The following is a 23248-nucleotide window of genomic DNA, read 5'->3' as shown; positions in this document are numbered from 1 at the left end:
ACTGTTCTGCCGGCCGGCACTCGAGTATTCACAAAAACAATTATAGACTCGCGCGGACACCTTCTCGTCATGCAGAAACCGCTCCTGGTGACCGACTTTCTCGACAGAGCCCGGGACTACTACGGCGACCACGAGGCGGTGGTGGCGACGACGGGGGATCGGTTCACCTACGACGAACTCGGCGAGCGCGCGGACCGATTCTCGGCGGCCCTCCAGTCGCGCGGGATCGACAAGGGCGACCGGGTGGCGGTGCTCGACCCGAACACCCATTACCACCTCGAAGCGGCCTACGGGATCATGCAACTCGGGGCGATTCACACGCCGCTGAACTACCGACTCACGCCCGACGACTTCGAGTACATCCTCGACGACGCGGGCGTCGACGCCATCTACGCCGACCACGAGTACGCGGAGAACATCGAAGCCGTCCGCGACGAGGTGCCCACCGAGACGTTCGTCACGAACGACCCCGACGCGGTCGACGGCGACTGGGCGGGGTTCGACGACCTGTTGGCGGCGGCGGACACCGACTACGACCGCCCCGAGATGGACGAAGACGACGTGATCACCATCAACTACACCTCGGGAACGACCGGCGACCCGAAAGGGGTGATGCGCACGCACCGGTGTGAGACGCTCCACGCCTACCTGACGACGATCCATCAGGACATCTCCGACGACGACGTCTACCTCTGGACGCTCCCGATGTTCCACGTCAACGGCTGGGGGCACATCTTCTCCATCACGGGGATGGGTGCGAAACACGTCTGCACCCGCGGCATCGACGCCGAGTGGATCTTCGACACCGTCGCGACGGAGGACGTCTCCTACCTCTGTGGCGCGCCGACGGTGCTGAACATGTTGAGCGACTACTACCACGACACCGACGTTCCCACCAGCGGGGACAACGACGTGCGCATCGCCACCGCGGGGTCGGCGCCGCCGGAGGCCACCATCCGCACCGTCGAGGACGAGTTCGGCTGGTATCTCACCCACGTCTACGGTGCCACCGAAACCGGGCCGCTGGTCACCACCTCCGACGCCCGACGCTTCTTCGACGACGACAGTGCCGACCGATTCGCCGTCAAGAAACGACAGGGGCTCGGCTTCCTCGGCACCGAAGTCCGCGTCGTCGACGAGGACGGCGAGGACGTGCCCCGGGACGACGAGACCATCGGCGAGGTGGTCGTCCGCGGCAACCAGGTGATGGAGGGCTACTGGGAGAAGCCCGAGGCGACCGAGGAGGCCTTCAACGAACGCGCCGAGGGCTACTACCATATGGGCGACCTGGCGACCGTCGACGAGAACGGCATGATCGCCATCCAGGATCGCAAGAAGGACATCATCATCTCGGGCGGGGAGAACATCTCCAGTATCGAACTCGAGGACACGCTGTTCGAACACCCTGCCGTGTCCGACGTGGCGGTCATCCCCGCACCGAGCGAGAAGTGGGGCGAAGAGCCGAAAGCCTTCGTCGTCCCGGAAAGCGGCGACCCCAACGAGCCCGGCGTCACCGCCGAGGAACTGATCGAGTTCACCCGCGACCACCTCGCGAGGTTCAAAACGATCAAGCGCGTCGAGTTCGTCGTCAGCCTCCCGACCACGGCGACGGGCAAGGTCCAGAAGTACGAACTCCGGTCCAAAGAGTGGGAGGACGAGGATCGAATGATCGGCGAAGGGTAGAGGCCCGGAGTCGAGTCGCCCGACGGTGCCGTCGTGTCGTTATGCCATCCAGAGCGGCGGGAGCGGCGGGGACAGCGATCGCCGAACTGCACTGACCGACGCGGTCGTACGGATCGCTGTAACGGTGTACCGTCCATCGACGACCACAGGGGCGGCGACGGCCGGAACTGACGTCCGAGGGTCCGTGTCAGTCGTTCGTGTCCCCGACGACGGTCGAGGTGTCGGCGTACACCGCCGCCTTCTCGACGTAGTGGTCCGCCGTCTCTTTCCACGACGAGTCGGGGATCTCCTTGATCACCTCGGCCGGCGTCCCCGCGACCAGCGTCTCGGGAGGGACGTCGGTCCCCTCGGTGACGACGCTCCCGGCGGCGACGATGGCGCCCTCGCCCACGGTGGCGTCGTCGAGGACGACCGATCCCATCCCCACCAGCGCTCGCTCCTCGACGGTCGCCGCGTGGACGATGGCCGTGTGGCCGACGGTGGCGTAGGGACCGACGACGGCGTCCTCGTGACAGACGGCGTTGTCCTGGACGTTCGCCCCCTCACGGATCACGATCGGTTGGTCCCCCCGGAGCGTGGCGTTCGGCCAGACCGAGGCGTCGCGTTCGACGGTCACGTCGCCGACGACGACGGCCGCGTCGTCGACGTACGCGTCCGCGTGAACCGTCGGTTCGACGCCGTCGACTGCTCTGAGTACCATACGTACGCCTCCGTCGGGCGCTATTAAAATCCTCGCGGAGGCCGACGGCCGTCGCCGACGGCAACCCCTTTCACCCGCCGCTCCCGAAGCGTCGGCATGAGCGACACCATCGATCTCGCGTGGGGCCACGGCGACGCCGGGACGCCGCTGAGCGCGTTCGACGCGGCTCTGGCGGACGCGGGCATCCACAACTACAACCTCGTCACCTACTCCTCCGTGATTCCGCCGAACCGATCGGTCGTGCGGACGGGGCGGGTCGAGGCCGACTACGGCGTCGGCAGGCCGGTCGGGACCGTCCTCGCCGCCGCCGAGACGACACGGTCGAACGAAACTGTCGCCGCCGGCCTCGGCTGGATCCGCGCCGAGGAGGGCGGCGTCCTCATGGAGAGCACGGCGGGCTCCGAGGCGGCCGTTCGGTCGGACCTCCACGAGAAGCTCGCGGACGCCAAGGCGGTCCGGGACTGGAACTGGCGGGGGAACGCCGAACTGGAGGTCCGAGAACACACCGTCGACCGGACGGGGGCGGTGGTGGTGGCGGCGGTGTACGGGCCGCTGGCGTACGCCGACACGAGCGCCGGTAGCGTTCGGTGAGTCACCGTCCAGCCGCGGTCATCGACCGTCGTCCGCAACCCCGTCGAGCGCCTCGGTGGCCGCCCGACTCACCGCCGGGTCCGGGTCGAGACGCAGGTCACGCAGTCGGTCGACTGCGTCGGTGTGGTCGAGGAGTTCCGGTCGCTCGGCGGCGACGGCTTCGAGGCGATCGGCCGTACGCTCCAGACCGTCACCGGCCTCCATTCGGTCGAGCAGCGCGGACACGTCGTCCGGATCGAGGTCGGCGACCGGGACCGACGTCGGATCGTCGGCGTCGCCGGCCGCGGCCGGCGTCGGCTCGTCGGCGGACGAGTCGGTCCTTCCCTCCGTGGTCGCAGCTTCAGCGGACGGCGTGGCGGACGACCGGTCGCCGGCGGGATCGGTGTGGGAGGCCGACGTGTCCGCTGTCGTCCGCTCGTTGGTGTCGCGTTCTCGCCCCGCGTCCGTACGCCCCGTCGTGACGGCATCTGAATCGGGACCGGGGTGAGGGGCAGTTCCCCTCGTATCCCGGCCGGAGTTCCGGTCCGGTGGGGCGGTCGATGCCCCTGTCACCGGCGATTCGGAAGCGTCGCCAGTTCCCCCGCCCCGCGTGGTCCGGGCTGTCGCCGTCCCACCGTCGTCTCCCGAACTCCGGAACCAGAGGTAGCCGCCGCCGAGGACAGCGAGAGCGCCGCCGACGCCGAGTGCTGGCATCACGCTCCCCCCGTCGCCGCCGTTACCGTCACCGTCGATCTCTCCCTCGACCCGCTCGGAATCGTCCGTGTCGGCGGCCGGCGGCGTCTCGTCCACGTCCGACGGCCGATCGTCGCCGACCGGCGACTCGGTCGCGTTCGCCGTCGGAGGAGAGAGCCTGACCAGCCACCCATCGGAGTTCCCGCCCTCGGACTCGTTCCGGTAGCCGGCGAGGAGGTAGTCGCCGCCGGTCGCGGTCAGGCCAAAGCCGCCCGTTTCGGCGCTCGAATCGGCTGACCAGTCCCACTCGACGGCACCCGCCCCGTCGAAACCGAGGAGTCGAGCGGCGTCCGGGTTCGTCGCAGCGTCGCCGTTGAATCCAAGGACGGCGAACGATCCGTCGCCGGTCGTGGCCAGCGACCACAGCCGCCAGAGGCCACGGTCCCCGAAGGTCCGCTGCCAGCGAACGTCGCCACCGGGACCGACCCGTGCCAGCCACCCCTCCGAGTCGTCGCGGTCGGGGACGTAGGTCGAACCGCAGACGAGGAACTCGCCGTCGTCCGTCTCGACGGCCGACGCTACCAGGCCGGGACCCTCCCGATCGCCGTAGGTCCGCTCCCAGCGGACGGCGCCCGTCCCGTCGACGGACAACAGCCACGGGGAACCATCGCCGCCTCTTTCGGGCGTCTTGGTCCCGCCGACGAGGTAGTTCCCCTCGCCCGTCTCTAGCACCGTCAGCCCCCCGTCGAGGCCCGTCCCGCCGTAGATTCTCGTCCACCGGCGCTCGCCGGTCGGCCCGATGGTCGTGAGCCACAGTTGGGCGTCGCCCCCGGAAGGGGATACCGATCCGGCGAGCAGGTAGTCGCCGTCGGTGCGCTCTACTGCCGACAGGACGCGACCCTCCTCGAAGTCGTCCGTGATCCAGCGCCACCGTACGTCCCCCGACCGGGAGAGGGTCGCCACCAGCGCCCCCGTGGAGTCGACGTCCGCCGGGGAGACGAGTCCCCCGACGAGAAAGTCGCCATCTGATCGCTGGAGCACCGTCATGAATTGGGTCAGTTCGAACTCCGAGAGGCTGCGCTCCCACTGGATGGTTCCGGCGGGGTCGACCGTTGCCACCCACCCGGCCGGCGGCTCCCCGTCGGACGGGGCACGGCGACCGACGACGAGATAGTCGCCGTCGGGTCGTTCGACCACGTCCCAGGCCTCACGGTCGTCGTCGGCACCGTAGGTCCGCGTCCACGCCGTCTCGGGCGTCGACTCGGCACCCGCGACGCCGACGGGAGTCAGGGTGGTCACGCCCCGCTTGGTCCCCGTCGACAGCGCACCACCGGCAGCCGTCGCAGCCCCCACGCCACGGAGCAGTGCACGTCGGGTGTGTGCCAACCGAGCGCCGCCGCCGTTGCCGTCGGCCGTGTCGTCCCCATCCTGCGTTCCCGCCGGCGACCGACGACTCACGTCCCGAGACATACTCCACGAACATCATTTTCCCTACAAAACTATTGGGTGCAGTCCCGCGCAACCGGTTGGTCGGGGAAGGCACGACGCCGCGGTCAGTCCAGTCCCTCGGCGTACTCGTAGTCCGCGGCCGTCGCCTCGGGGCGCTCCCCGTCGAGTGCGATATTCCACCCGTCCACCACCGCAGGGTCGTCGAGCGCCGCCCGGAGCCGTGCCCGCACCTCCTCGACGTCGACGCCGTAGTAGTCGCCCGGCACGCCGCGGAGGTACTGAAGCGCCGTCTCGAACAGCGAGCGCATCCCGTCGTCGTTCTCGAAGTCGACGTGCTTGTACGCGCCCGCGGCGACCTGTACCATGCCGTGGAGGAAGGCGCTCTCGGTGGTTCCGCTCCCGTAGTTGTACCACTCGTCTTCGAAGCAGTCGTGGCTCTCGTGGAAGGCGCCGTCGTTGTAGAGGCGGACGCCGTGGACCACCGCGCGCCGGAGCGTGCCGTGTTCCCACCCGTTCGACGGACCCCGGTCCGCCCGCCAGCCGGTCGGATCGCCCGACACCGGCGGCCCGACGCTGTAGTCCTGGGTGTGGTCGTCCATACCGTCAGCAGACGGCCCACGGGCGTAACGTCTGCGGTGGGCGTAACGGGACGGAAACGCACTTCAACGGCCACGACTAGGGGCGTGTAATGAGGATTCGAGAGTTCGGCGACGACCCGCAGGTAGCGGTGGTCGCCGCAGTCCACGGCGACGAACCCTGCGGCCCACGGGCGGTCGACGAGCTACTCGCCGACCCGCCCGAGTTCCGGCGGCCGGTGAAGTTCGTCGTCGCCAACGAGCGCGCTCTGGATCGGGGCGTGCGGTACCTGGACGAAGACCTGAACCGGACGTTCCCCGGCGACGAGACGGCTGCGAGCCACGAACGGCGGCTCGCGGCTCGACTGCTGACGGAACTCGACGGCTGTACGACGCTCGCCCTCCACTCGACGCAGTCCTACGCCGACCCGTTCGCCTTGGTCGATACGGTCGCCCCCGAGACGGCGGGGCTGTGTGCGCACCTGCCCGTCGACGCGGTGGTGGAGACGGACGCGCACGCCGGCGGCCGCCTGATCGACTACCCACGGACCGTCGAGGTGGAGTGTGGCCTGCAGTGGTCGGAGACGGCGACGGCGAACGCCCGGCGCCTGATCGACGCCTTCCTCGCGGCGACGGGCGTCCTGCCGGCGTCGGCGGGCGTCGACCCCTGCTACGACGTGCCGATCTTTCGTCTCACGGGGCGGGTGCCGAAGGCCCCGGCTGCCGACCACGAGGTGTTCGTCGAGAACTTCGACCGCGTGGCGGCCGGCGTGCCGTTCGCCGCGGCCGACGGCGACGACCGGATCGCCGAGGAACCGTTCTACCCGATCCTGATGTCGGCCGACGGGTACGAGGACGTCTTCGGCTACGCGGGAGAGCGAGTCGGACGACTGGCCGACGCGGAGGAGAAGCCGGGCGGTCAGTCCTCTCGGGGGGCGAGTTCGACCAGCGTGAGGTCCCGGTCGAGCATACAGTAGTCGTGGGGCGGGTCGCCGATGACCTCGTCGATCCGGTACTCGACGTCGAAGTCGACGCCATCGGGGACGCAGTAGGCGTGGCTGGGACAGTCCGTGTAGGGACACGACCCGGCGAGTTTCGCTTTACTACCGGCGTAGGCGACCCGCGACGGCACGTTGGCCGGCGTCGGCGCGGGTTCGACTTCGACGGCACGAACGCCGCCGTCGTGGACGGCACAGTCCAGAGTCTGGGCGTTCTCGCGGACGTCCGTGATCCGATAACGGGTTCCCGGCGAGAGGTCGAGACACTGGCCGCGGTACGGACAGCCCTCGCACGCGCTGGATTCCCCACGGAAGACGAACTCCCGGCCGACTTCGGCGAGGCGTGTCCCGATGAGCGTGACCTCAGGCATGGAGAGCCGTTCTCGGCCCGGGCGGTTAAGCCTCGCGACCGAGCAGTTCGTCGAGGCGGTCGAAGTAGGCCTCGCGTGGAACCTGATAGGCGTCGCGGTAGTCGACGTCTCCCGCGGCGAACGCCCGGGCGAGTTCGCGGGCCGTCGCGACGGCCGCCGGGCGGGCGTCGGCCGTCTCCACCCGCGCCGTCACTTCGGGTTCGAGATACAGGGTGATCGTCCACCCGTCGGCGTCGCCGCTCCCGGGTCGTCGCCGCGGTGACCCGGGGGAGACGTAGATCGTCGGCAGACAGGGTGCGGGGAAGGCGTCGGTGTCGAACACGTCCGGACGGTACGCCAGAATCGCCCGCCCCCCGTCCTCCTCGTGCCATCGCGTCCATCCGTCGGGGAGCGACTCGAAGGTCATATCTCCCCCTTCGTCCGGACGGCCCTATACTTCCGGGTTCGGTCGCGTCCGCCCACGGGGAGTGGTCGGATGTCGTCGAGGACGGGACAGCGGTCTCGGGGACGGACCTTCACCGTTCGTCCCCGAGCGGCCGCTCCGGTCGGTACACCACTCTCACGGAGGGGCGCGAAACCGAGCGCCGCGACAGGGATCGATCCCCCACGAACCTCGGTGTAGTATCCACATTGGGGGGAAGGCTTATTTACTTGTATTACTGACATCGTTTATAGTCTCGGTTACCAGCGGGCCGAGCAGCCGTCGAACGGATCCCCGCCGCCCGTCGTCTCCAGAAGACAACGCAACCACCCCGTGGTCGCGACCGGGGCATGGTATGGATACTCATGCCATACCATCGGCGGGAGCGTTCGGCTGCGCTCCCGGGTCCGAGACACGAAGAGACAATGACGAAGGAAACCCTCGAAGACCTCAGCCAGCATTACAAGGAATCGGTTCCCGCGGACCTCCGCGAAGCGAAGCGCTTCGATTGGTACCTGGACGAGGTGTACGACGATCCGCGGATCGCTCGCAACGCCCATCAGCGCGTCGCCGACATGTTCGACTACTACGGGACGGAGTACGACGAGGATGCCGGCGTCGTGGAGTATCTCATGGCTTCGGAGGACCCGTTACACGACGGGGAGAACACCTTCTACGGCCGCGAAGTGCACGAATCGATCCACGAGTTCGTCAACAAGGTGAAAAGCGGCGCCCGTGGGCTGGGCCCCGAAAAGCGAATCAAACTGCTGCTCGGTCCCGTCGGGTCCGGTAAGTCACACTTCGACTGGATGGTTCGTCGGTATTTCGAGGACTACACCATGAGCGACGACGGGCGCATGTACACGTTCCAGTGGGTGAACCTCTGTGACATCGTGCGGGATCAGGACCCCGCGGACGACACCGTCGTCTCGCCGATGAATCAGGACCCCCTCGTCCTGCTCCCACAGGAACAGCGCGACCGGGTGCTCGAACGGCTGAACGGCGCACTCGACGCGCCCTACACCGTCCGCAACGAACAGTCGCTCGACCCGGCGAGCGAGTTCTACATGGATCGGCTGCTGGCACACTACGACGACGACCTGAAGGCCGTCCTCGACAACCACGTCGAGGTCGTTCGGCTGGTCGCCTCGGAGAACAAGCGCCAGTGCGTCGAGACGTTCGAGCCGAAGGACAAGAAAAACCAGGACGAGACGGAGTTGACGGGCGACGTCAACTACTCGAAAATCGCCATCTACGGCGAGTCCGATCCGCGGGCGTTCGACTACTCGGGGGCGTTCTGTAACGCCAACCGCGGCCTGTTCAGCGGCGAGGAGTTGTTGAAGCTCCAGCGGGAGTTCCTCTACGACTTCCTGCACGCCTCCCAAGAACAGACGATCAAGCCGAAGAACAACCCTCGGATCGACATCGACCAGGTGATCGTCGGTCGCACCAACATGCCCGAGTACCGGGACAAAAAGGGCGACGAGAAGATGGAGGCGTTCAACGACCGCACGAAGCGCATCGACTTCCCCTACGTCCTGGAGTACGGCGAGGAGGCCGAAATCTACCGGAAGATGCTCCGCAACGCGGACGTGCCGGACATGCACATCGAACCCCACGCCATGGAGATGGCGGGGCTGTTCGGCGTCCTCACCCGGATCACCGAACCCGACGCCGAGAACGTCACACTCGTCCAGAAGGCAAAGGCCTACAACGGCGAAATCGACGAGACGGACGACGTCGACGTGAAGAAGTTGCGTGAGGAGGGCGAAGGGACCGCGGACATCGCCGAGGGGATGGACGGCGTCTCCGCCCGGTTCATCGGCGACGAAATCGCCGAGGCAATCATGGACGCCACCCACCGCGGCCGCGGGTACCTCTCGCCGCTCTCAGTGTTTACCCACTTCGAGCGCAACCTCGAGAACCACGGCTCGATCCCGGAGGAGAACGTCGACCGGTATCACCGCTACCTCGAACTCGTCCGCGAGGAGTACAAGGAGCGAGCCATCGAGGACGTGCGCCACGCCCTCGCCTACGACGTGGACGAGATCCGTCGTCAGGGCGAGAAGTACATGGACCACGTCATGGCGTACATCGACGACGCCACCGTCACCGACGAACTCACCGGACGGGAACAGGAACCGGACGAGACGTTCCTCCGCTCCGTCGAGGAGAAGCTAGAGATTCCGAGCGACCGCAAGGACGACTTCCGGCAGGAAGTGTCCAACTGGGTGAGTCGGCGTGCCCGCGAGGGTGAGGGCTTCGACCCGCAGGACAACGACCGCCTGCGCCGCGCCCTGGAGCGCAAACTCTGGGAGGACAAGAAACACAACATCAACTTCTCGGCGCTGGTGTCGGCGAACGAACTCGACGACGACGAGCGGAGCGCGTGGGTCGACGCGCTCATCGAGCAGGGATACTCGCGTGAGGGAGCCACCGAAGTCCTGGAGTTCGCCGGCGCGGAGGTCGCAAAGAGCGAACTGGAAGGATGACGAACGACTACATCCGCGAGGGCGACGAGGCACTCTCCGGGGCCTACGAGGAGCCGATGAGCCTCGCCGGGTACGTCGAGGCGGCGATGGCACAGCCCTCCATCGCCTCCCACGCGCCGAAGTACCTCCTCGAGGCCATCGAGTCGATGGGTACTCGCACGGTCATCGAGGAGGGGGCGGAGCGCGAGCGCTACCGCTTCTTCGACGACCCCGCCAACGACGGCGAACACGCCATCCTCGGCAACACCGAGGTGTTGAACGGCTTCGTCGACGACCTCCGGACCATCGCGGCCGACAGGGGAAAGAGCGAGAAGATCATCTGGTTCGACGGGCCGACGGCGACGGGGAAATCAGAACTCAAGCGGTGTCTCATCAACGGGCTTCGGGAGTACTCGAAGACCGACGCCGGTCGCCGCTACACCGTCGAGTGGAACATCACCGCGGGAACGGAGGAGCGCGGCCTCAGCTACGGCGACGAAATCGACCGCGAGGACGATTGGTACGAGAGCCCGGTCCAGTCTCACCCGCTCTCGGTGTTCCCGCCGGGGGTCCGCCAGTCCATTCTCGACGACCTGGAGGAGGAGGGCCACGTACCGACGCGGGTCGAGGCCGACCTCGACCCGTTCTGCCGGGAGGCCTACGACCACCTCGAGGAGCGCTACCGGCGTGCCGGCGGCACCAACCTGTTCAGTTCGATCACCGATCCGCGACACCTTCGGGTGAAAAACTACGTCGTCGACGTCGGGCGCGGCATCGGCGTCCTCCACTCGGAGGACGACGGGTCGCCGAAGGAGCGGCTGGTCGGCTCGTGGATGCCCGGAATGCTCCGCGAACTCGACTCGCGCGGGCGAAAGAACCCGCAGGCGTTCTCCTACGACGGCGTCCTCTCGCAAGGCAACAGCCTGCTGACGGTCGTCGAGGACGCCTCCCAACACGCCGACCTGCTCCGCAAACTCCTGAACGTGCCCGACGAGGGGCGCGTGAAACTGGACAAGGGGATCGGGATGGATATCGACACGCAGTTGCTCATCATCTCGAACCCGGATCTGGACGTGGAACTCGACAAGTACGCCGACCGCAACGGGCGGGACCCGCTGAAGGCGCTGAAGCGACGCCTCGACAAACACGAGTTCGGCTACCTCACCAACCTCTCGCTGGAGGCGGAACTGATCCGCCGCGAGCTGACCGCGGAGACGGCCGTCTGGGAGGCCGAAGGGTACGCCGACCTCGAATCTCGGGTGCGTGAGGGACTGACGCTGTCGATGCGCGACGGGACGGGCGGACTCGTCGACCGGGAACTCGCACCCCACGCCGTCGAGGCGGCGGCGCTGTACAGCGTCGTCACCCGCCTCGACGGCGAGGACGTGCCCGGCAACCGGAGCCTCGTCGAGAAGGCCCTGCTCTTCGACCAGGGGTACCTGCGGGAGGGCGACGAGCGGATCGACGCCGACGAGTTCGAGTTCGACGGCGACGACGGAAGTCACGGGATTCCCGTCACCTACACGCGCGACGTGATCGCGGACCTTCTCCAGACCGACGCCGACAGACACCACACAGACCTGCCGGTCGAACGCGTCGTCATGCCCGACGACGTCCTCGACGCGATGGCCGACGGCCTGAGCGACGCGCCCGTCTTCTCGCGGGCCGAGGCCGCGGAGTACGAGAACCGCCTCGCGATCGTGAAAAGCTACGTCTTCGACCGACAGGAGGCGGACGTCCTCGACGCGTTGCTGGCCGAGAAAGGCGTCGACGAGGGGACCGTCGCGGAGTACGTCGAACACGTCTTCGCCTGGGCGAACGGCGAACAGGTCGAGACGGAGCGCGGACCGGCAGCCCCCGATCCGCTGCTGATGAAGGTGTTCGAGACCGAACACCTCGGCCGGTTCGGGGCGGGTGCCTACGACGGCGCGACGCCGAGCGACCGGGTCGAGGAGTTCCGGCGCGAGAAGGTCATCACGGCCATCAATCGCTACGCGTGGGAGAACCGCGACGAGGATTTCGCCATCGAGAACGTCGACGTCGCCGAGATTCCGGTCATCCGAGCGGTGCTGGACGCCCACGACTGGGGCGACGTGAAACGGCTGTTCGAGGGGTTCGACCCCGCTCAGTGGACGGACCCGCCGTCCGGGACGGAGACCGAACACCTCAAGGAACGAACGATCGCACACCTCCGCGAGAACGGTTATTCGCCGGCCTCGGCGGAGTTGACGAGCCGCAAAGTGATGCGGGAGGTGGGCTACCGATGGGACTGAGGGAGGATCTCGACCGCTTCCGGGAGGTCGGCGAGCGACGCCGCGAGGACCTGGAGGAGTTCATCCGCTACGGCGACCTCGGCGGGAGCGGCCCGGACAGCATCCGAGTGCCCATCAAGGTCGTCGACCTTCCGGAGTTCGCCTACGACCCCCGTGACCGCGGGGGCGTCGGGCAGGGGCAGGACGGCACGCCCGACGTGGGTCAGCCGGTCGGCCCGCCCCAACCCGGCGACGGCGACGCGGACGGCGACGAGGACGGCGACCCCGGTGAGGAGGGCACCGACCACGAGTACTACGAGATGGACCCCGAGGAGTTCGCCGAGGAACTCGACGAGGAACTCGGTCTCGACCTGGAGCCGAAAGGCAAGGAGGTAGTCGAGGAAGTGGAAGGCGACTTCACGGAACTGACGCGGGCGGGGCCGAACAGCACCCTCGACTTCGAGCGCCTGTTCAAACAGGGGCTGAAACGAAAGTTGGCGATGGACTTCGACGAGGAGTTCGTCCGCGAGGCGATGCGGGTCGCCGGGGCCACGCCGGGCGACGTGTTCCGGTGGTGTCGCGAGGAGAACGTCCTCGTCTCCCGGGCCTGGATCGAAGACCGGTGGGACGACATCCCGGAGGCGGAGCGTGGCCGCTGGGAGAGCTTCGAGGAGATGGTCGAGAACGTCGAGCGCACCACCACGCTCCAGCGCATCCGCCGCGACGGCCTCCGTCAGGTACCCTTCCGCCGCGAGGACGAACGCTACCGCCACCCCGAGGTGATCGAGAAGACGGAGAAAAACGTCGTGGTGGTGAACATCCGCGACGTGTCGGGGAGCATGCGCGAGCAGAAACGCGAACTCGTCGAGCGGACGTTCACGCCGCTGGACTGGTATCTCACCGGCAAGTACGACCGGGCGGAGTTCGTCTACATCGCCCACGACGCCGAGGCGTGGGAGGTGGACCGCGAGGACTTCTTCGGGATCCGTTCTGGCGGTGGCACCCGCATCTCCTCGGCCTACGAACTCGCCGCGGAGGTCCTGAACGAGCGGTACCCCTGGTCGGAGTGGAACCGCTACGTCTTCGCCGCCGGCGACTCGGAGAACTCCAGCAACGACACCCGGGAGAACGTCGTGCCGCTGATGGCCGACATCCCGGCGAACCTCCACGCCTACGTGGAGACACAGCCCGGAGGGACGGCGATCAACGCCACTCACGCCGAGGAGGTGGAACGCGCCTTCGAGGACCGCGAGGGCGTCGTCGTTGCCTACGTCTCCGACCCCGCTGACGTGACCGACGCCATCTACGACATCCTGAGTACGGAGGATCAATGAGAGACGACCGCATCGACGCACGGAAGGAAGCGACCCGACTCACCGAACCGGTCGAGGAGGCCGCGGAACTGGCCCGGAAACTCGGACTCGACCCGTACCCGGTCAACTACTGGATCGTCGACCACGACGAGATGAACGAACTCATCGCCTACGGCGGGTTCCAGCGGCGCTACCCCCACTGGCGCTGGGGGATGGCCTACGACCGACAGCAGAAACAGGACCAGTTCGGCATGGGCAAGGCCTTCGAAATCGTCAACAACGACAACCCCTCGCACGCCTTCCTCCAGGAGTCGAACTCGCTGGCCGACCAGAAGGCGGTTATCACGCACGTCGAGGCCCACGCCGACTTCTTCGCCAACAACGAGTGGTTCGGCCTGTTCGGCGACGGCCAAGGCGACGAGCGCGCGGCCCTAGACGCCGCAGCCATGCTCGAACGACACGCGGAAATAGTCACGGGCTACGTCGAGGACCCCGAAATCGACCGCGACGAGGTGGAGCGATTCATCGACGCCGTTCTCTGCCTGGAGGACACCATCGACCAGCACCGCGCCTTCGCGCGGGCCGACCAGCGGCGGGAGCGCGACGCCCCCGCTGACCTGCGCGAGCGACTCGACGAACTCGGCGTCTCGGAGGACGTCCGCCGGCAGGCCTTCGACGAGGAGTGGCTGGACGAACTCGCCGAGTCGGAGCGGGCGGCGGCACGCCTCGAGGAGCCACACAAGGACGTGCTGGCGTACCTCCGGGAACACGGGCAGCAGTTCGACGGGGAGTCGGGCAAAGCGACGGAGTTCGACCCGTGGCAGAAGGACGTCCTCGACATCCTCCGGACGGAGTCGTACTACTTCGCGGGCCAGAAGATGACGAAGGTGATGAACGAGGGGTGGGCCAGCTTCTGGGAGTCGCTGATGATGAGCGACGAGAACTTCGCCGGCACCGACGAGTTCGTCACGTACGCCGACCACATGGCCCGCGTCCTCGGCTCACCCGGACTCAACCCCTACAAACTCGGCAAGGAACTCTGGGAGTACGTCGAGAACGTGACCAACCGGCGGGCGGTGGCCGATCGACTCCTGCGAGTCGAGGGGATCACGTGGCGGAACTTCCACGACGTGGTCGACTTCGACGAGGTGGCCGACCTGCTGGCGCCCGATCCGGCCATCGCCACCGTCACACCGGAGACACTTTCGGATCTCGACCCCGCGGACCCCCGGGTCGACGCCGACACCCTCGAACGGGCACGCGCTGGCGAGGTGGACGTAGAGCGCTACCCGTGGAAGGTGCTCACGACCGCGGGCCTGGCCGAACGGCACTTCTCGCTGTGCAAACCTCAGAACCGCGGATTCCTCCGTCGCATCCGGCGGTCGGAGCTCGAACGCCTGGCGCGGTACATGTTCGACGACGCGAAGTACGACACCGTCGCGGAGGCCCTGACGGACGTAGACTACGGCGCCGGCTGGCGGCGGATGCGGGAACTCCGGGAGAGCCACAACGACGTGACCTTCATCGACGCGTTCCTCTCCGAGGAGTTCGTCACCGAGAACGACTACTTCACCTACGAGTTCTCGCAGGCGACCGGCGACTTCCGCGTCGCCTCCGGCGACCCCGACGACGTGAAGAAGAAACTCCTCCTGCAGTTCACCAACTTCGGGAAACCGACCGTCGCCGTCTACGACGGCAACTTCGACAACCGGAACGAGCTGTTGCTCGGTCACCAGTACAACGGGATCAGCCTCGACGTCGAACAGGCAAAGCGCGTGCTCGAACGCACCTACGACCTGTGGGGACGGCCAGTCAACCTGATGACCATCGTCAAGGAGTACGACGAACACGAACTGGAGATTGCCCGCCGGCGCAACCGTGAACCGACGCCGACGGAGGTGGGCAAGCGCATCCGATACGACGGGACCCGCTTCGAGACGCACGAACTGGAACCGGACCTCGAAGAACGGATCGCCGCCAACGACATCGACTACGACACGAAACCGGAGGACTGGCTGACCTAATCCTCGTCGGGGCCGGCGAGGGGTGCGTTGCTGCCACCGATCCGATTCCGACGCGCGAGATACGAGTTGGCCCCGGCGGCGACCGCAAAGAGTACGACGATCACGCCGGCGAGAACGAGATTCGGGAGCAGCGAGAAGGGAAACAGATTCAGCCACGTCGCCAGGAGAGCGATGAGCGCCACCGCAGAGAGACCGAGATAGAAGTCACACCACGGCAGGTCGTGTTCCCCGACTACCTCCAGATAGCCGTCGAGTTCGGCCGCCCGATCGGCCAGGGTGATCGTTCCACGGTCACGGTCGTAGTCGACGATGTCCGCCTCGTCGAGTTTGGGCAAGTGTGTCTGGTGCAACGACGTGTAGACGCGCTTTCGCTGTTTGTAGTTCAACTCCGAGATCGGGACGTCGTTCTCCCAAGCAGCGATCCGTTCGGCGAGGTCCCGAAGCGACACCGTCTCCCGAGTCCGACCCAGGTGGTAGAGCACGTACCGCCGACGCTGATTGCTCAGCATCGAGAAGATGGTGTCTTTCGACAGTCCATCGGGCTGTGAGCGTTCACGACGACGAGATTCTTGTGCGGACATGTGTTGATCCGAGAGACGAGCGAGCGGCATCGAGCGAGCGCCCCCGAGTGCGGTTCGCGCCCTCAGTGGGGACCGGCCGCATGCACGTACGTCCTACTGTTCGTTCAGTTGATAAAGTCACTCCTTGACCGTCGGGAGCGCCAACCGACACGACGGGGCAGTCGACACGGGGACCGGGACGAACTCAGGACGAAGGGGAGACGACGTTGTCCTCGACGACGATGGCGAGGAGTTTGCGTTCGGCCACTCGGAGGTGTTGTGACAGCGTCGCGGGGCTGATACCGAACTCGGTCGCGAGTTCCTCGCAGGTCGTCTCGCTCGGCCGTTCGTAGTAGCCGGCTTCGTAGGCGGTGAACAGGATATCCTGCTGTCGGGCGGTGAGTCGGTCGTCGACGGCCATCTGTAGTGCTTCCGTCGTGAGCAACGGGTCCGGATGCTCGTTCGTCCGTTTGGCGACCAGATTCGCCGTCGGGTGATCGTCGAGAAAGGCGTCGACGATCTCGGGTGCGTCCCTCTCGGCGGGGATGTCGACGACGATACGTCCCTGCCCGTCCTCGCTCACCACGTCCTGAGGAATGGCACCCAGCTCCGCCAGTTGGCGCGCGGGACAGCCCCCCGAGACGATGAACTCGAACAGCCCTCCGGACTCGTACCGAGAGACGAGATGGGGTTCGACGAGGTCGTTCGACCGGGCGAGTTCTAGAACGCGGTCGGCGTCGGCACCGATCACGCTAAAGAACTCCGCGTAGGTACCCGGCCCCCGCGGGAGCATTCGCTCGAGTTCCACCCGACAGTCCTCCTCCTGTGTGATCCCGATGAACGGATAGGTCGGATCGGGGACGGCGAACCTGACCTCCACGGGCTTCCGTGACCCGGAATGTGGTTCGGTATCACTCATCAGTCGACAGTTGCTCCGGCGGACGAAAACAGTATCTGTCGATACAAATTCGGGGCGAACGGGGAGCACAACAGGAGGCGACGGAGCGGGGTTCGCGCTCGACCGGCGGCGGGATCGAACGGTCGGCGGGGCGTTTCAGGCCCACCGGGATCGACCCCTCCTCGCTGCGCGTTTCGAATCCCCCCGTCGCGCGTTCGCTCGCGTCACGGGGTGACGCATCGCAGAAGTGCTCGGTCAGGGATTTGAACCACGGTCGCGGCAAAGCCGCTCCCTGATTCGAATCCCGTCACGGTACGTGCTTCTTCACTCACTCCGTTCGTTCAGAACCATGCTCGGTCAGGGATTTGAACCCTGGTCGTCGGCTCGAAAGGCCAACATGATTGGCCGGACTACACCAACCGAGCGCATTTTCGAGGATGGGACGGCTATTGATAAATCCGTCTTTTTCGGTCGCCGACCGTGACCGCTCGGGATCGGATGTCGACTGTGAGGCGTTCGACGCCGTCAGTCGTCTCCCGGCGACACGACGCGACCGTCGCTATCGAACGGTCGGCGGTGAACGCGATTCCGGTTCCGGTCAGGCCGGGACGAGTTCGAACGTCGTCGCCACGGAGTCCGAGGTCCGGTGCAACTGGAGTTCGCCCACGGCCACCGACGCCGTCAGCGACCCCGTCGGCCACTCGGCCGTCTCGAACGTCATCGCGTCCTCCCACGTGTAGAGTCCGGCCGAGTCGACGGTGCGGTCGACGTCCCGAAAGCGTCGGACGACCAGTTCGTCGTCGGTAGTCACGTCGACGCCCTCCTTGAGGTTGATCGTCCCCTCGGGGACGCGAAGGCGGTACCGAAACGCGACGACGGCGGGCTGGCCACGCCGCACCTGATCGATCCGTTTCGCCGCCAGGTCGCCGGGTTCCGACCAGGTGGAGACGAGTGCTACGTCCAGCAACTGCGGCAGATACCGACGCTCTGGCGGCGTGCGCGTTGGCGTCGCCGTCTCCACCGGCGTCGGCGTCGCCGTGGATGTCGGTGTCGCCGTCCCCGTCGCCGTCCGTTCCGACTCGCCGTCGGGAGAGGTCGTCGACCCACAGCCGGCCAGTCCCGCTCCCGCAGCCACCAGAAACGCACGCCGATCCATGCCCTCAGTTGGGAGAGTGATCGGTATAAGGGTTCGTTACCGCGGACGAGCGAGAGCGGCGACGACCCCCGCGAACGATCAGTCGCACGTGGGACCGTCGGGCGAGACGTGCTCCGGTCGGTCCGGATCCTCGCCACCGCGAGTTCGACTGGCTCGACCCGTCGGGGTCCCTGCACCAGCCGTTCCCCGTCGGTGCCGGCAGCGAGGAACCGGAGCGCGCAGGGCTCCGCCGCCGCCGAAGACAGTCCCCGTCTCGGGGGCGGCCCCGGCCCGTTCGTTCGTCCGAATCGGCGGGCATGCCCCGCGAGTCGGGCATCGGGACACACCCCCGGCGACGCCGTGGGGCGGGGAGCCCCACGCTATGTGACAATTATACTCATTAATATACCTAGTACGATTAATACTTCACGCTGGCGCTGTAACCCGAGGATATGCCTCACAGCCACGACGTCGAGCACAGTACGGCCGAGACGACGTCCGAGTACGAGTGCCTGCAGTGTGGTCGAATCGTCGAGAACGACACGAATCCCGGGACGTGTGCGGCCTGTGGCGGGGAGTTTCAGAACCGAGCAAAGTCGCTCGAATAGGCACCGGCCGCCCCGGAACGGGTCGGAACTCCAGCGATGGCGACTACGCGGAGCGCTCGCGCCGTTCGTCGTCGAATCGAGAAAATGCGCTCGTGGGAATTTGAACCACGCGAAACGCTCGCGTTTCTCTCCTTCAAATCCGCAGTGACGATTTTTCCCTCACGGCTCACTCGTCGCTCCGCTCCTCGGTCGCAGGGTTCGGCAAAAATGCGCTGGCTGGGATTTGAACCCAGGTTGTGACCATGGCAAGGTCACGTGATACCACTACACTACCAGCGCGCCCTTCGCATTCACACCAAGCCGGGACGGATAATTAAGCGTTCCGAAATCCGGGCCAACTCGGTGCCGGCGTGGGGGTCGTTGCCGTGGAAGAACTCCCCACGAATCGGCGTTTCGGGCCGTGTGAGGCCGTCACAGGACAGTTTGCTTTTCGCTACCCTTTTACCGGAGGATGCGGTACGAGTTGCACAGTCTAGTGACGTGACGCGGAAAGGCCCGGCATGACGCTCAGTGTGCTCGTGCCGTCTTCCCTCGTCCGAGAAGCCGAGGACAAACGCGAGGCAACTCGCAAACTCGGTTACGTCGCCCGCGCGGCGACGGTGTTTCGGGCGGATCGGCTGGTCGTCTTCCACGACGTGGACGGCGAACGGCGCTGGGGAGGCGGGTTCGTCGAGGTCGTCCTCCGGTACGCCGCCACGCCCCCCTACCTCCGAAAGGACGCGTGGGGGACGCGGGACGAACTGGAGTACGCCGGCGTGTTGCCGCCCCTCCGCGTCTCGTCACGGACCGGCTCCGGACCTGAGCGTCCGGGGTCGTTACAAGAGGGAATCGTGACCGAGGTCGGACCTGACGGCCGCGTTCGGGTCAATTGCGCACTGCAACACCCAATCTCCCTCCTCCTCCCCGACGGGATGGAGGTGAGCGAAGGAGAGCGCGTCGCCATCAGGATCTCTTCGAGAGAGCCGGTCCGCGCCCGGATCGTCGACGACCCCCTACCGGGGTTCGAGATCCGTCGTGCGGACCTGTCGGAAGCGCTGGCCCGCCCCGACGCGGGGCTACGAATCGGGACGTCCCGCCACGGGGCGTCGCTGTCGGTCGATCGGTTGGCCGACGTCGTGGGGCGCACCGAGGGCGACATGACCGTCGCCTTCGGGGCACCCGGGCGCGGGCTTCCGGCCATCCTCGACATCCCAGTCGAGGACGTCGCCGCCGCGGACGACGCCGCCGGCGACACGGACGTCGAACCCGGACCGGGGTTCGACCTCTGGCTGAATACGATTCCGCGGCAGGGAAGCGAGACGGTGCGAACGGAGGAGGCGATGTTCGCGTCGCTCGCGCCCCTGACACTCACGGAGTAAATCCATGCCACAACCAAGCAGACCACGAAAAGGCTCGATGGGATTCGGTCCGCGCAAACGCGCGACCACTGAAGTCCCGCGTATTCGCTCGTGGCCCGACGACGACGGCGCCCCCGCGCTACAGGGTTTCGCCGGCTACAAGGCCGGAATGACCCACGTCGTCATGGTCAATGACGAGGCCAACTCCCCCCGCGAAGGGATGGAGGAGTCGGTCCCGGTGACCGTCGTCGAGACGCCGCCGATGCGGGCAGTCGCCCTGCGAGCCTACGAAGAGACGTCGTACGGACTGAAGCCGGCAACCGAAGTGTGGACCGACGAGTTCCACCCGGAACTCGACCGCACGCTCGACCTGCCGGCGGAAGACAGCTTCGAGGACGACGCCGACGCGCTCCGAGAGGCCGTCGAGAGCGGTGCGGTCGACGACCTGCGGATGATCACCCACACGGTGCCGAGCGAACTGGCGAACGTCCCGAAGAAAAAGCCAGACGTGATGGAGACGCGCGTCGGCGGCGGGTCGCTCGACGAGCGCGTCGACTTCGCGCTCGGCCTGCTCGCCGACGGCGGCGAACACGACATGTCCGACGTGTTCCGCGCCGGCGAGTTCATGGACGCGAGCGGCATCACGAAAGGGAAGGGCACCCAGGGCCCCGTCAAGCGCTGGGGCGTCCAGAAGCGGAAGGGCAAACACGCCCGTCAGGGGTGGCGCCGACGGATCGGCAACCTCGGCCCGTGGAACCCGTCCCGCGTGCGTTCGACCGTCCCCCAGCAGGGGCAGACGGGCTACCACCAGCGGACGGAACTCAACAAGCGCCTGATCGACATGGGCGACGGCGACGAGGCGTCCGTCGACGGCGGCTTCGTCAACTACGGCGAGGTCGACGGGCCCTACGCGCTCGTCAAAGGCTCGCTGCCGGGCCCGGATCAGCGACTCCTTCGCTTCCGCCCGGCCGTCCGACCGAACGACCAACCGCGCCTCGACCCCGAGGTGCGCTACGTTTCGACCGCATCCAACCAGGGATAACCAATGCAAGCAACAGTACGCGATCTGAACGGCGAGGATGCGGGCACGGTGGACCTCCCGGAGGTCTTCGAGACGGCCTACCGGCCGGACCTCATCAAGCGTGCCGTCCTGGCCGCACAGGCGAACCGAAAACAGGCGTACGGTGCCGACCCCTACGCCGGGCTGCGAACCCCGGCGGAGTCCTTCGGGAGCGGCCGCGGGATGGCCCACGTGCCCCGAGAGAACGGGCAGGGCGCCCGCGTGCCCCAGACGGTCGGTGGGCGCAAGGCGCACCCGCCGAAAGCCGAGAAGGACCAGGGGAAAGGAATCAACGACAAGGAGCGAAAGCTGGCAGTCCGCTCGGCCGTCGCGGCGACGACCGACGCCGAGCGCGTGGCCGCACGCGGTCACGAGTTCGACGAGGACCTCTCGCTGCCGCTCGTCGTCAGCGACGACTTCGAGGATCTGGTCAAGACCCGTGACGTCGTCGACCTGCTCGAAGCGCTCGGCGTCCATGCGGACGTCGAACGCGCCGACGACGGTCGCTCGGTCAAGGCCGGGCGTGGCAAGACCCGCGGCCGGAAGTACCGCGAGCCGAAGTCGATCCTGTTCGTGACGAGCGAGGAGCCGTCGAAGGCGGCACGCAACCTCGCCGGTGCGGACGTGACGACGGCCCGGGAGGTCAACGCGGAGGACCTCGCCCCCGGTACGGACGCCGGTCGACTCACGCTCTGGACCGAGAGCGCCGTCGCGGAGGTGGCCGACCGATGAGCCAGGTCATCCACCACCCGCTGGTGACGGAGAAGGCGATGGACGAGATGGACTTCGACAACAAGCTCCATTTCGTCGTCGACATCGACGCGAACAAGCGGGAGATCCGCGAGGCCATCGAGGTCCGATACGACGTGGAGATCACGAACGTGAACACGCAGATCACCGCTCAGGGCGAGAAGAAGGCAGTCGTCGCCCTCTCGGAGGACGACGACGCACAGGAAATCGCCTCGCGAATCGGGGTGTTCTAAGATGGGACGACGCATTCAAGGCCAGCGACGTGGTCGCGGTGGGCCGACGTTCCGTGCCCCCAGCCACCGTTACAAGGCCGACCTCCAACACAAGAAGGACGAAGAGCGCGACACGATCTCGGGAGAGATCGTCGACATCGAACACGACCCCGCCCGCTCGGCGCCGATTGCGGCCGTCGAGTTCGAGGACGGGGACCGACGGCTCGTCCTCGCACCCGAGGGCGTGACGGTCGGGGAGACGATTCAGGTCGGCGTTTCCGCGGAGATCAAGCCCGGGAACACGCTCCCGCTGGCCGAGATCCCCGAGGGCGTCCCGGTCTGTAACGTCGAGAGCAGCCCCGGCGACGGCGGCAAGTTCGCCCGGGCCTCCGGCACGAGCGCACAGCTCATGACCCACGACAAACGGGTCGCGGTCGTGAAGCTGCCGAGCGGCCAGGTCAAGCGCCTCAACCCGCAGTGTCGCGCCACGGTCGGCGTGGTCGCGGGTGGCGGCCGAACCGAAAAGCCGTTCGTCAAGGCCGGGAACAAGCACCACAAGATGAAGTCCCGAGGCACGAAGTGGCCGCGGGTCCGTGGTGTCGCGATGAACGCCGTCGATCACCCGTTCGGTGGCGGCGGCCGCCAGCATCCGGGGAAACCCAAGTCCGTCTCGCGGAACGCGCCGCCGGGACGGAAGGTCGGTGACATCGCCTCGAAACGCACCGGACGCGGAGGTAACAAATAATGAGTTCCGAATACCGAACCGGCCGCGAGGGTGAGTTCACCTACCGCGGTCACACGCTCGACGAGCTGCAGTCCATGTCGCTCGACGACGTCGCGGAACTGCTCCCCGCTCGAATGCGGCGAACCATCACCCGAGGCCTGTCGGTCGAACACCAGAAGCTGCTCGACCGTGCCCGCGAGGCCGGAGAGGAGGAGACGGCCAACGATCCGATCCGTACCCACCTCCGGGACATGCCCATCGTCCCCGAGATGGTCGGGCTGACCTTCTCGGTCTACAACGGGCAGGAGTTCCAGCGCGTCGAGGTCGACCCCGAGATGATCGGGCACTACCTCGGCGAGTTCCAGCTCACCCGAACGTCGGTCGAACACGGTCAGGCCGGCATCGGCGCGACCAGGTCTTCGAAGTTCGTGCCACTCAAGTAAC

The 23248-nt window shown here is 66.9% G+C and carries 22 protein-coding genes and 2 tRNA genes; 14 read left to right on the top strand and 10 right to left on the bottom strand.

All coding sequences use genetic code 11. From position 1 onward, the window contains the following. The first annotated feature begins 69 nt into the window (after positions 1-69). Entirely contained in the window at positions 70-1683 is a 1614-nt protein-coding gene (locus tag V8686_RS08990) for a long-chain-fatty-acid--CoA ligase (protein WP_379703650.1), read from the top strand. A gap of 187 nt (positions 1684-1870) precedes the next feature. Here the strand turns inward: V8686_RS08990 and V8686_RS08985 are convergent, their stop codons facing one another. Beyond that, positions 1871-2383: a gamma carbonic anhydrase family protein gene (locus tag V8686_RS08985; protein WP_379703649.1), complete on the bottom strand. Its 513-nt coding sequence runs from the start codon at positions 2381-2383 to the stop codon at positions 1871-1873. Positions 2384-2479: 96 nt separating this feature from the next. Here V8686_RS08985 and V8686_RS08980 point away from each other — a divergent pair, with 96 nt between their 5' ends. Then, on the top strand, positions 2480-2974 hold the full coding sequence (locus V8686_RS08980; RefSeq protein ID WP_379703648.1) for a pyruvoyl-dependent arginine decarboxylase: 495 nt from the start codon (positions 2480-2482) through the stop codon (positions 2972-2974). 18 nt (positions 2975-2992) lie between these two features. Here V8686_RS08980 and V8686_RS08975 read toward each other — a convergent pair whose 3' ends face one another. Together V8686_RS08975 and V8686_RS08970 are read right to left on the bottom strand one after the other, a co-directional pair. Continuing rightward, positions 2993-5116: a hypothetical protein gene (locus V8686_RS08975; RefSeq protein ID WP_379703647.1), complete on the bottom strand. Its 2124-nt coding sequence runs from the start codon at positions 5114-5116 to the stop codon at positions 2993-2995. Positions 5117-5199: 83 nt separating this feature from the next. Beyond that, positions 5200-5694: a DUF309 domain-containing protein gene (locus V8686_RS08970; RefSeq protein ID WP_379703646.1), complete on the bottom strand. Its 495-nt coding sequence runs from the start codon at positions 5692-5694 to the stop codon at positions 5200-5202. 89 nt (positions 5695-5783) lie between these two features. Here V8686_RS08970 and V8686_RS08965 point away from each other — a divergent pair, with 89 nt between their 5' ends. Beyond that, positions 5784-6647 (top strand): M14 family metallopeptidase, encoded by an 864-nt coding sequence (locus V8686_RS08965; protein ID WP_379703645.1) that lies wholly within the window; start codon positions 5784-5786, stop codon positions 6645-6647. Here V8686_RS08965 and V8686_RS08960 read toward each other — a convergent pair. Both V8686_RS08960 and V8686_RS08955 read right to left on the bottom strand, forming a co-directional pair. Continuing rightward, a complete protein-coding gene (locus tag V8686_RS08960) occupies positions 6590-7039 on the bottom strand; it encodes a UPF0179 family protein (RefSeq protein ID WP_379703644.1) in 450 nt (149 codons plus the stop codon). The two genes, V8686_RS08965 and V8686_RS08960, sit on opposite strands and share 58 nt — an antisense overlap. A 25-nt stretch (positions 7040-7064) precedes the next feature. Next, the gene (locus tag V8686_RS08955; protein WP_379703643.1) at positions 7065-7445 is read right to left on the bottom strand and encodes a DUF5820 family protein; all 381 of its coding nucleotides are present in this window, start codon (positions 7443-7445) and stop codon (positions 7065-7067) included. Positions 7446-7885: 440 nt separating this feature from the next. Here V8686_RS08955 and V8686_RS08950 point away from each other — a divergent pair, with 440 nt between their 5' ends. From V8686_RS08950 to V8686_RS08935, 4 genes are read left to right on the top strand one after another with little or no spacing between them, the layout of a single operon-like run. Then, on the top strand, positions 7886-9952 hold the full coding sequence (locus V8686_RS08950; protein WP_379703642.1) for a PrkA family serine protein kinase: 2067 nt from the start codon (positions 7886-7888) through the stop codon (positions 9950-9952). After that, positions 9949-12204 (top strand): PrkA family serine protein kinase, encoded by a 2256-nt coding sequence (locus tag V8686_RS08945; RefSeq protein ID WP_379703641.1) that lies wholly within the window; start codon positions 9949-9951, stop codon positions 12202-12204. Before V8686_RS08950 ends, V8686_RS08945 begins: the two co-directional genes overlap by 4 nt. Beyond that, complete coding sequence (locus V8686_RS08940) at positions 12195-13517, top strand: YeaH/YhbH family protein (protein WP_379703640.1); 1323 nt, start codon at positions 12195-12197, stop codon at positions 13515-13517. The genes V8686_RS08945 and V8686_RS08940 overlap by 10 nt, the downstream gene beginning before the upstream one ends. Then, positions 13514-15520: a SpoVR family protein gene (locus V8686_RS08935; RefSeq protein ID WP_379703639.1), complete on the top strand. Its 2007-nt coding sequence runs from the start codon at positions 13514-13516 to the stop codon at positions 15518-15520. The genes V8686_RS08940 and V8686_RS08935 overlap by 4 nt, the downstream gene beginning before the upstream one ends. Here V8686_RS08935 and V8686_RS08930 read toward each other — a convergent pair. From V8686_RS08930 to V8686_RS08915, 4 genes are all read right to left on the bottom strand, one after another. Next, the gene (locus V8686_RS08930) at positions 15517-16101 is read right to left on the bottom strand and encodes a DUF7344 domain-containing protein (protein ID WP_379828770.1); all 585 of its coding nucleotides are present in this window, start codon (positions 16099-16101) and stop codon (positions 15517-15519) included. The genes V8686_RS08935 and V8686_RS08930 overlap by 4 nt on opposite strands. 184 nt (positions 16102-16285) lie before the next feature. Beyond that, positions 16286-16999 (bottom strand): helix-turn-helix domain-containing protein, encoded by a 714-nt coding sequence (locus V8686_RS08925; protein ID WP_379703636.1) that lies wholly within the window; start codon positions 16997-16999, stop codon positions 16286-16288. A 329-nt stretch (positions 17000-17328) separates the two neighbouring features. Further along, a tRNA-Glu gene (locus tag V8686_RS08920) sits at positions 17329-17403 on the bottom strand. A 173-nt stretch (positions 17404-17576) separates the two neighbouring features. Beyond that, a complete protein-coding gene (locus V8686_RS08915; RefSeq protein ID WP_379703635.1) occupies positions 17577-18134 on the bottom strand; it encodes a hypothetical protein in 558 nt (185 codons plus the stop codon). A 431-nt stretch (positions 18135-18565) separates the two neighbouring features. Here V8686_RS08915 and V8686_RS08910 point away from each other — a divergent pair, with 431 nt between their 5' ends. Then, the gene (locus V8686_RS08910; RefSeq protein ID WP_379703634.1) at positions 18566-18721 is read left to right on the top strand and encodes a rubrerythrin-like domain-containing protein; all 156 of its coding nucleotides are present in this window, start codon (positions 18566-18568) and stop codon (positions 18719-18721) included. A 208-nt stretch (positions 18722-18929) separates the two neighbouring features. On the opposite strand, the gene V8686_RS08905 is transcribed toward V8686_RS08910, so the two are convergent. Further along, positions 18930-19000, bottom strand: a tRNA-Gly gene (locus tag V8686_RS08905). Between the two features lie 221 nt (positions 19001-19221). Between V8686_RS08905 and V8686_RS08900 the strand changes: the two genes are divergently transcribed. Genes V8686_RS08900 through V8686_RS08875 form a run of 6 tightly spaced genes read left to right on the top strand, consistent with a single transcriptional unit; the run spans position 19222 to position 23247 of the window. Further along, positions 19222-20079 carry a putative RNA uridine N3 methyltransferase gene (locus V8686_RS08900; protein ID WP_379703633.1) on the top strand — a complete coding sequence of 286 codons (858 nt, stop codon included), beginning with the start codon at positions 19222-19224 and terminating at the stop codon, positions 20077-20079. Between the two features lie 4 nt (positions 20080-20083). After that, on the top strand, positions 20084-21100 hold the full coding sequence (locus V8686_RS08895; protein ID WP_379703631.1) for a 50S ribosomal protein L3: 1017 nt from the start codon (positions 20084-20086) through the stop codon (positions 21098-21100). A 3-nt stretch (positions 21101-21103) separates the two neighbouring features. Then, on the top strand, positions 21104-21850 hold the full coding sequence (gene rpl4p, locus V8686_RS08890; protein ID WP_379703630.1) for a 50S ribosomal protein L4: 747 nt from the start codon (positions 21104-21106) through the stop codon (positions 21848-21850). Further along, positions 21847-22101, top strand: coding sequence for a 50S ribosomal protein L23 (locus tag V8686_RS08885; protein WP_379703629.1), 255 nt, complete (start codon positions 21847-21849; stop codon positions 22099-22101). Before rpl4p ends, V8686_RS08885 begins: the two co-directional genes overlap by 4 nt. Position 22102: 1 nt before the next feature. Further along, positions 22103-22825: a 50S ribosomal protein L2 gene (locus V8686_RS08880; RefSeq protein WP_379703628.1), complete on the top strand. Its 723-nt coding sequence runs from the start codon at positions 22103-22105 to the stop codon at positions 22823-22825. Next, positions 22825-23247: a 30S ribosomal protein S19 gene (locus tag V8686_RS08875; RefSeq protein WP_379703627.1), complete on the top strand. Its 423-nt coding sequence runs from the start codon at positions 22825-22827 to the stop codon at positions 23245-23247. Before V8686_RS08880 ends, V8686_RS08875 begins: the two co-directional genes overlap by 1 nt. Position 23248 lies beyond the last annotated feature (1 nt).

Source organism: Haloplanus litoreus (assembly GCF_045690335.1).
GTDB lineage: Archaea > Halobacteriota > Halobacteria > Halobacteriales > Haloferacaceae > Haloplanus > Haloplanus litoreus.
Note: the sequence above shows the minus strand (reverse complement) of the source record. Positions and strands in the feature narration are given on the sequence as shown.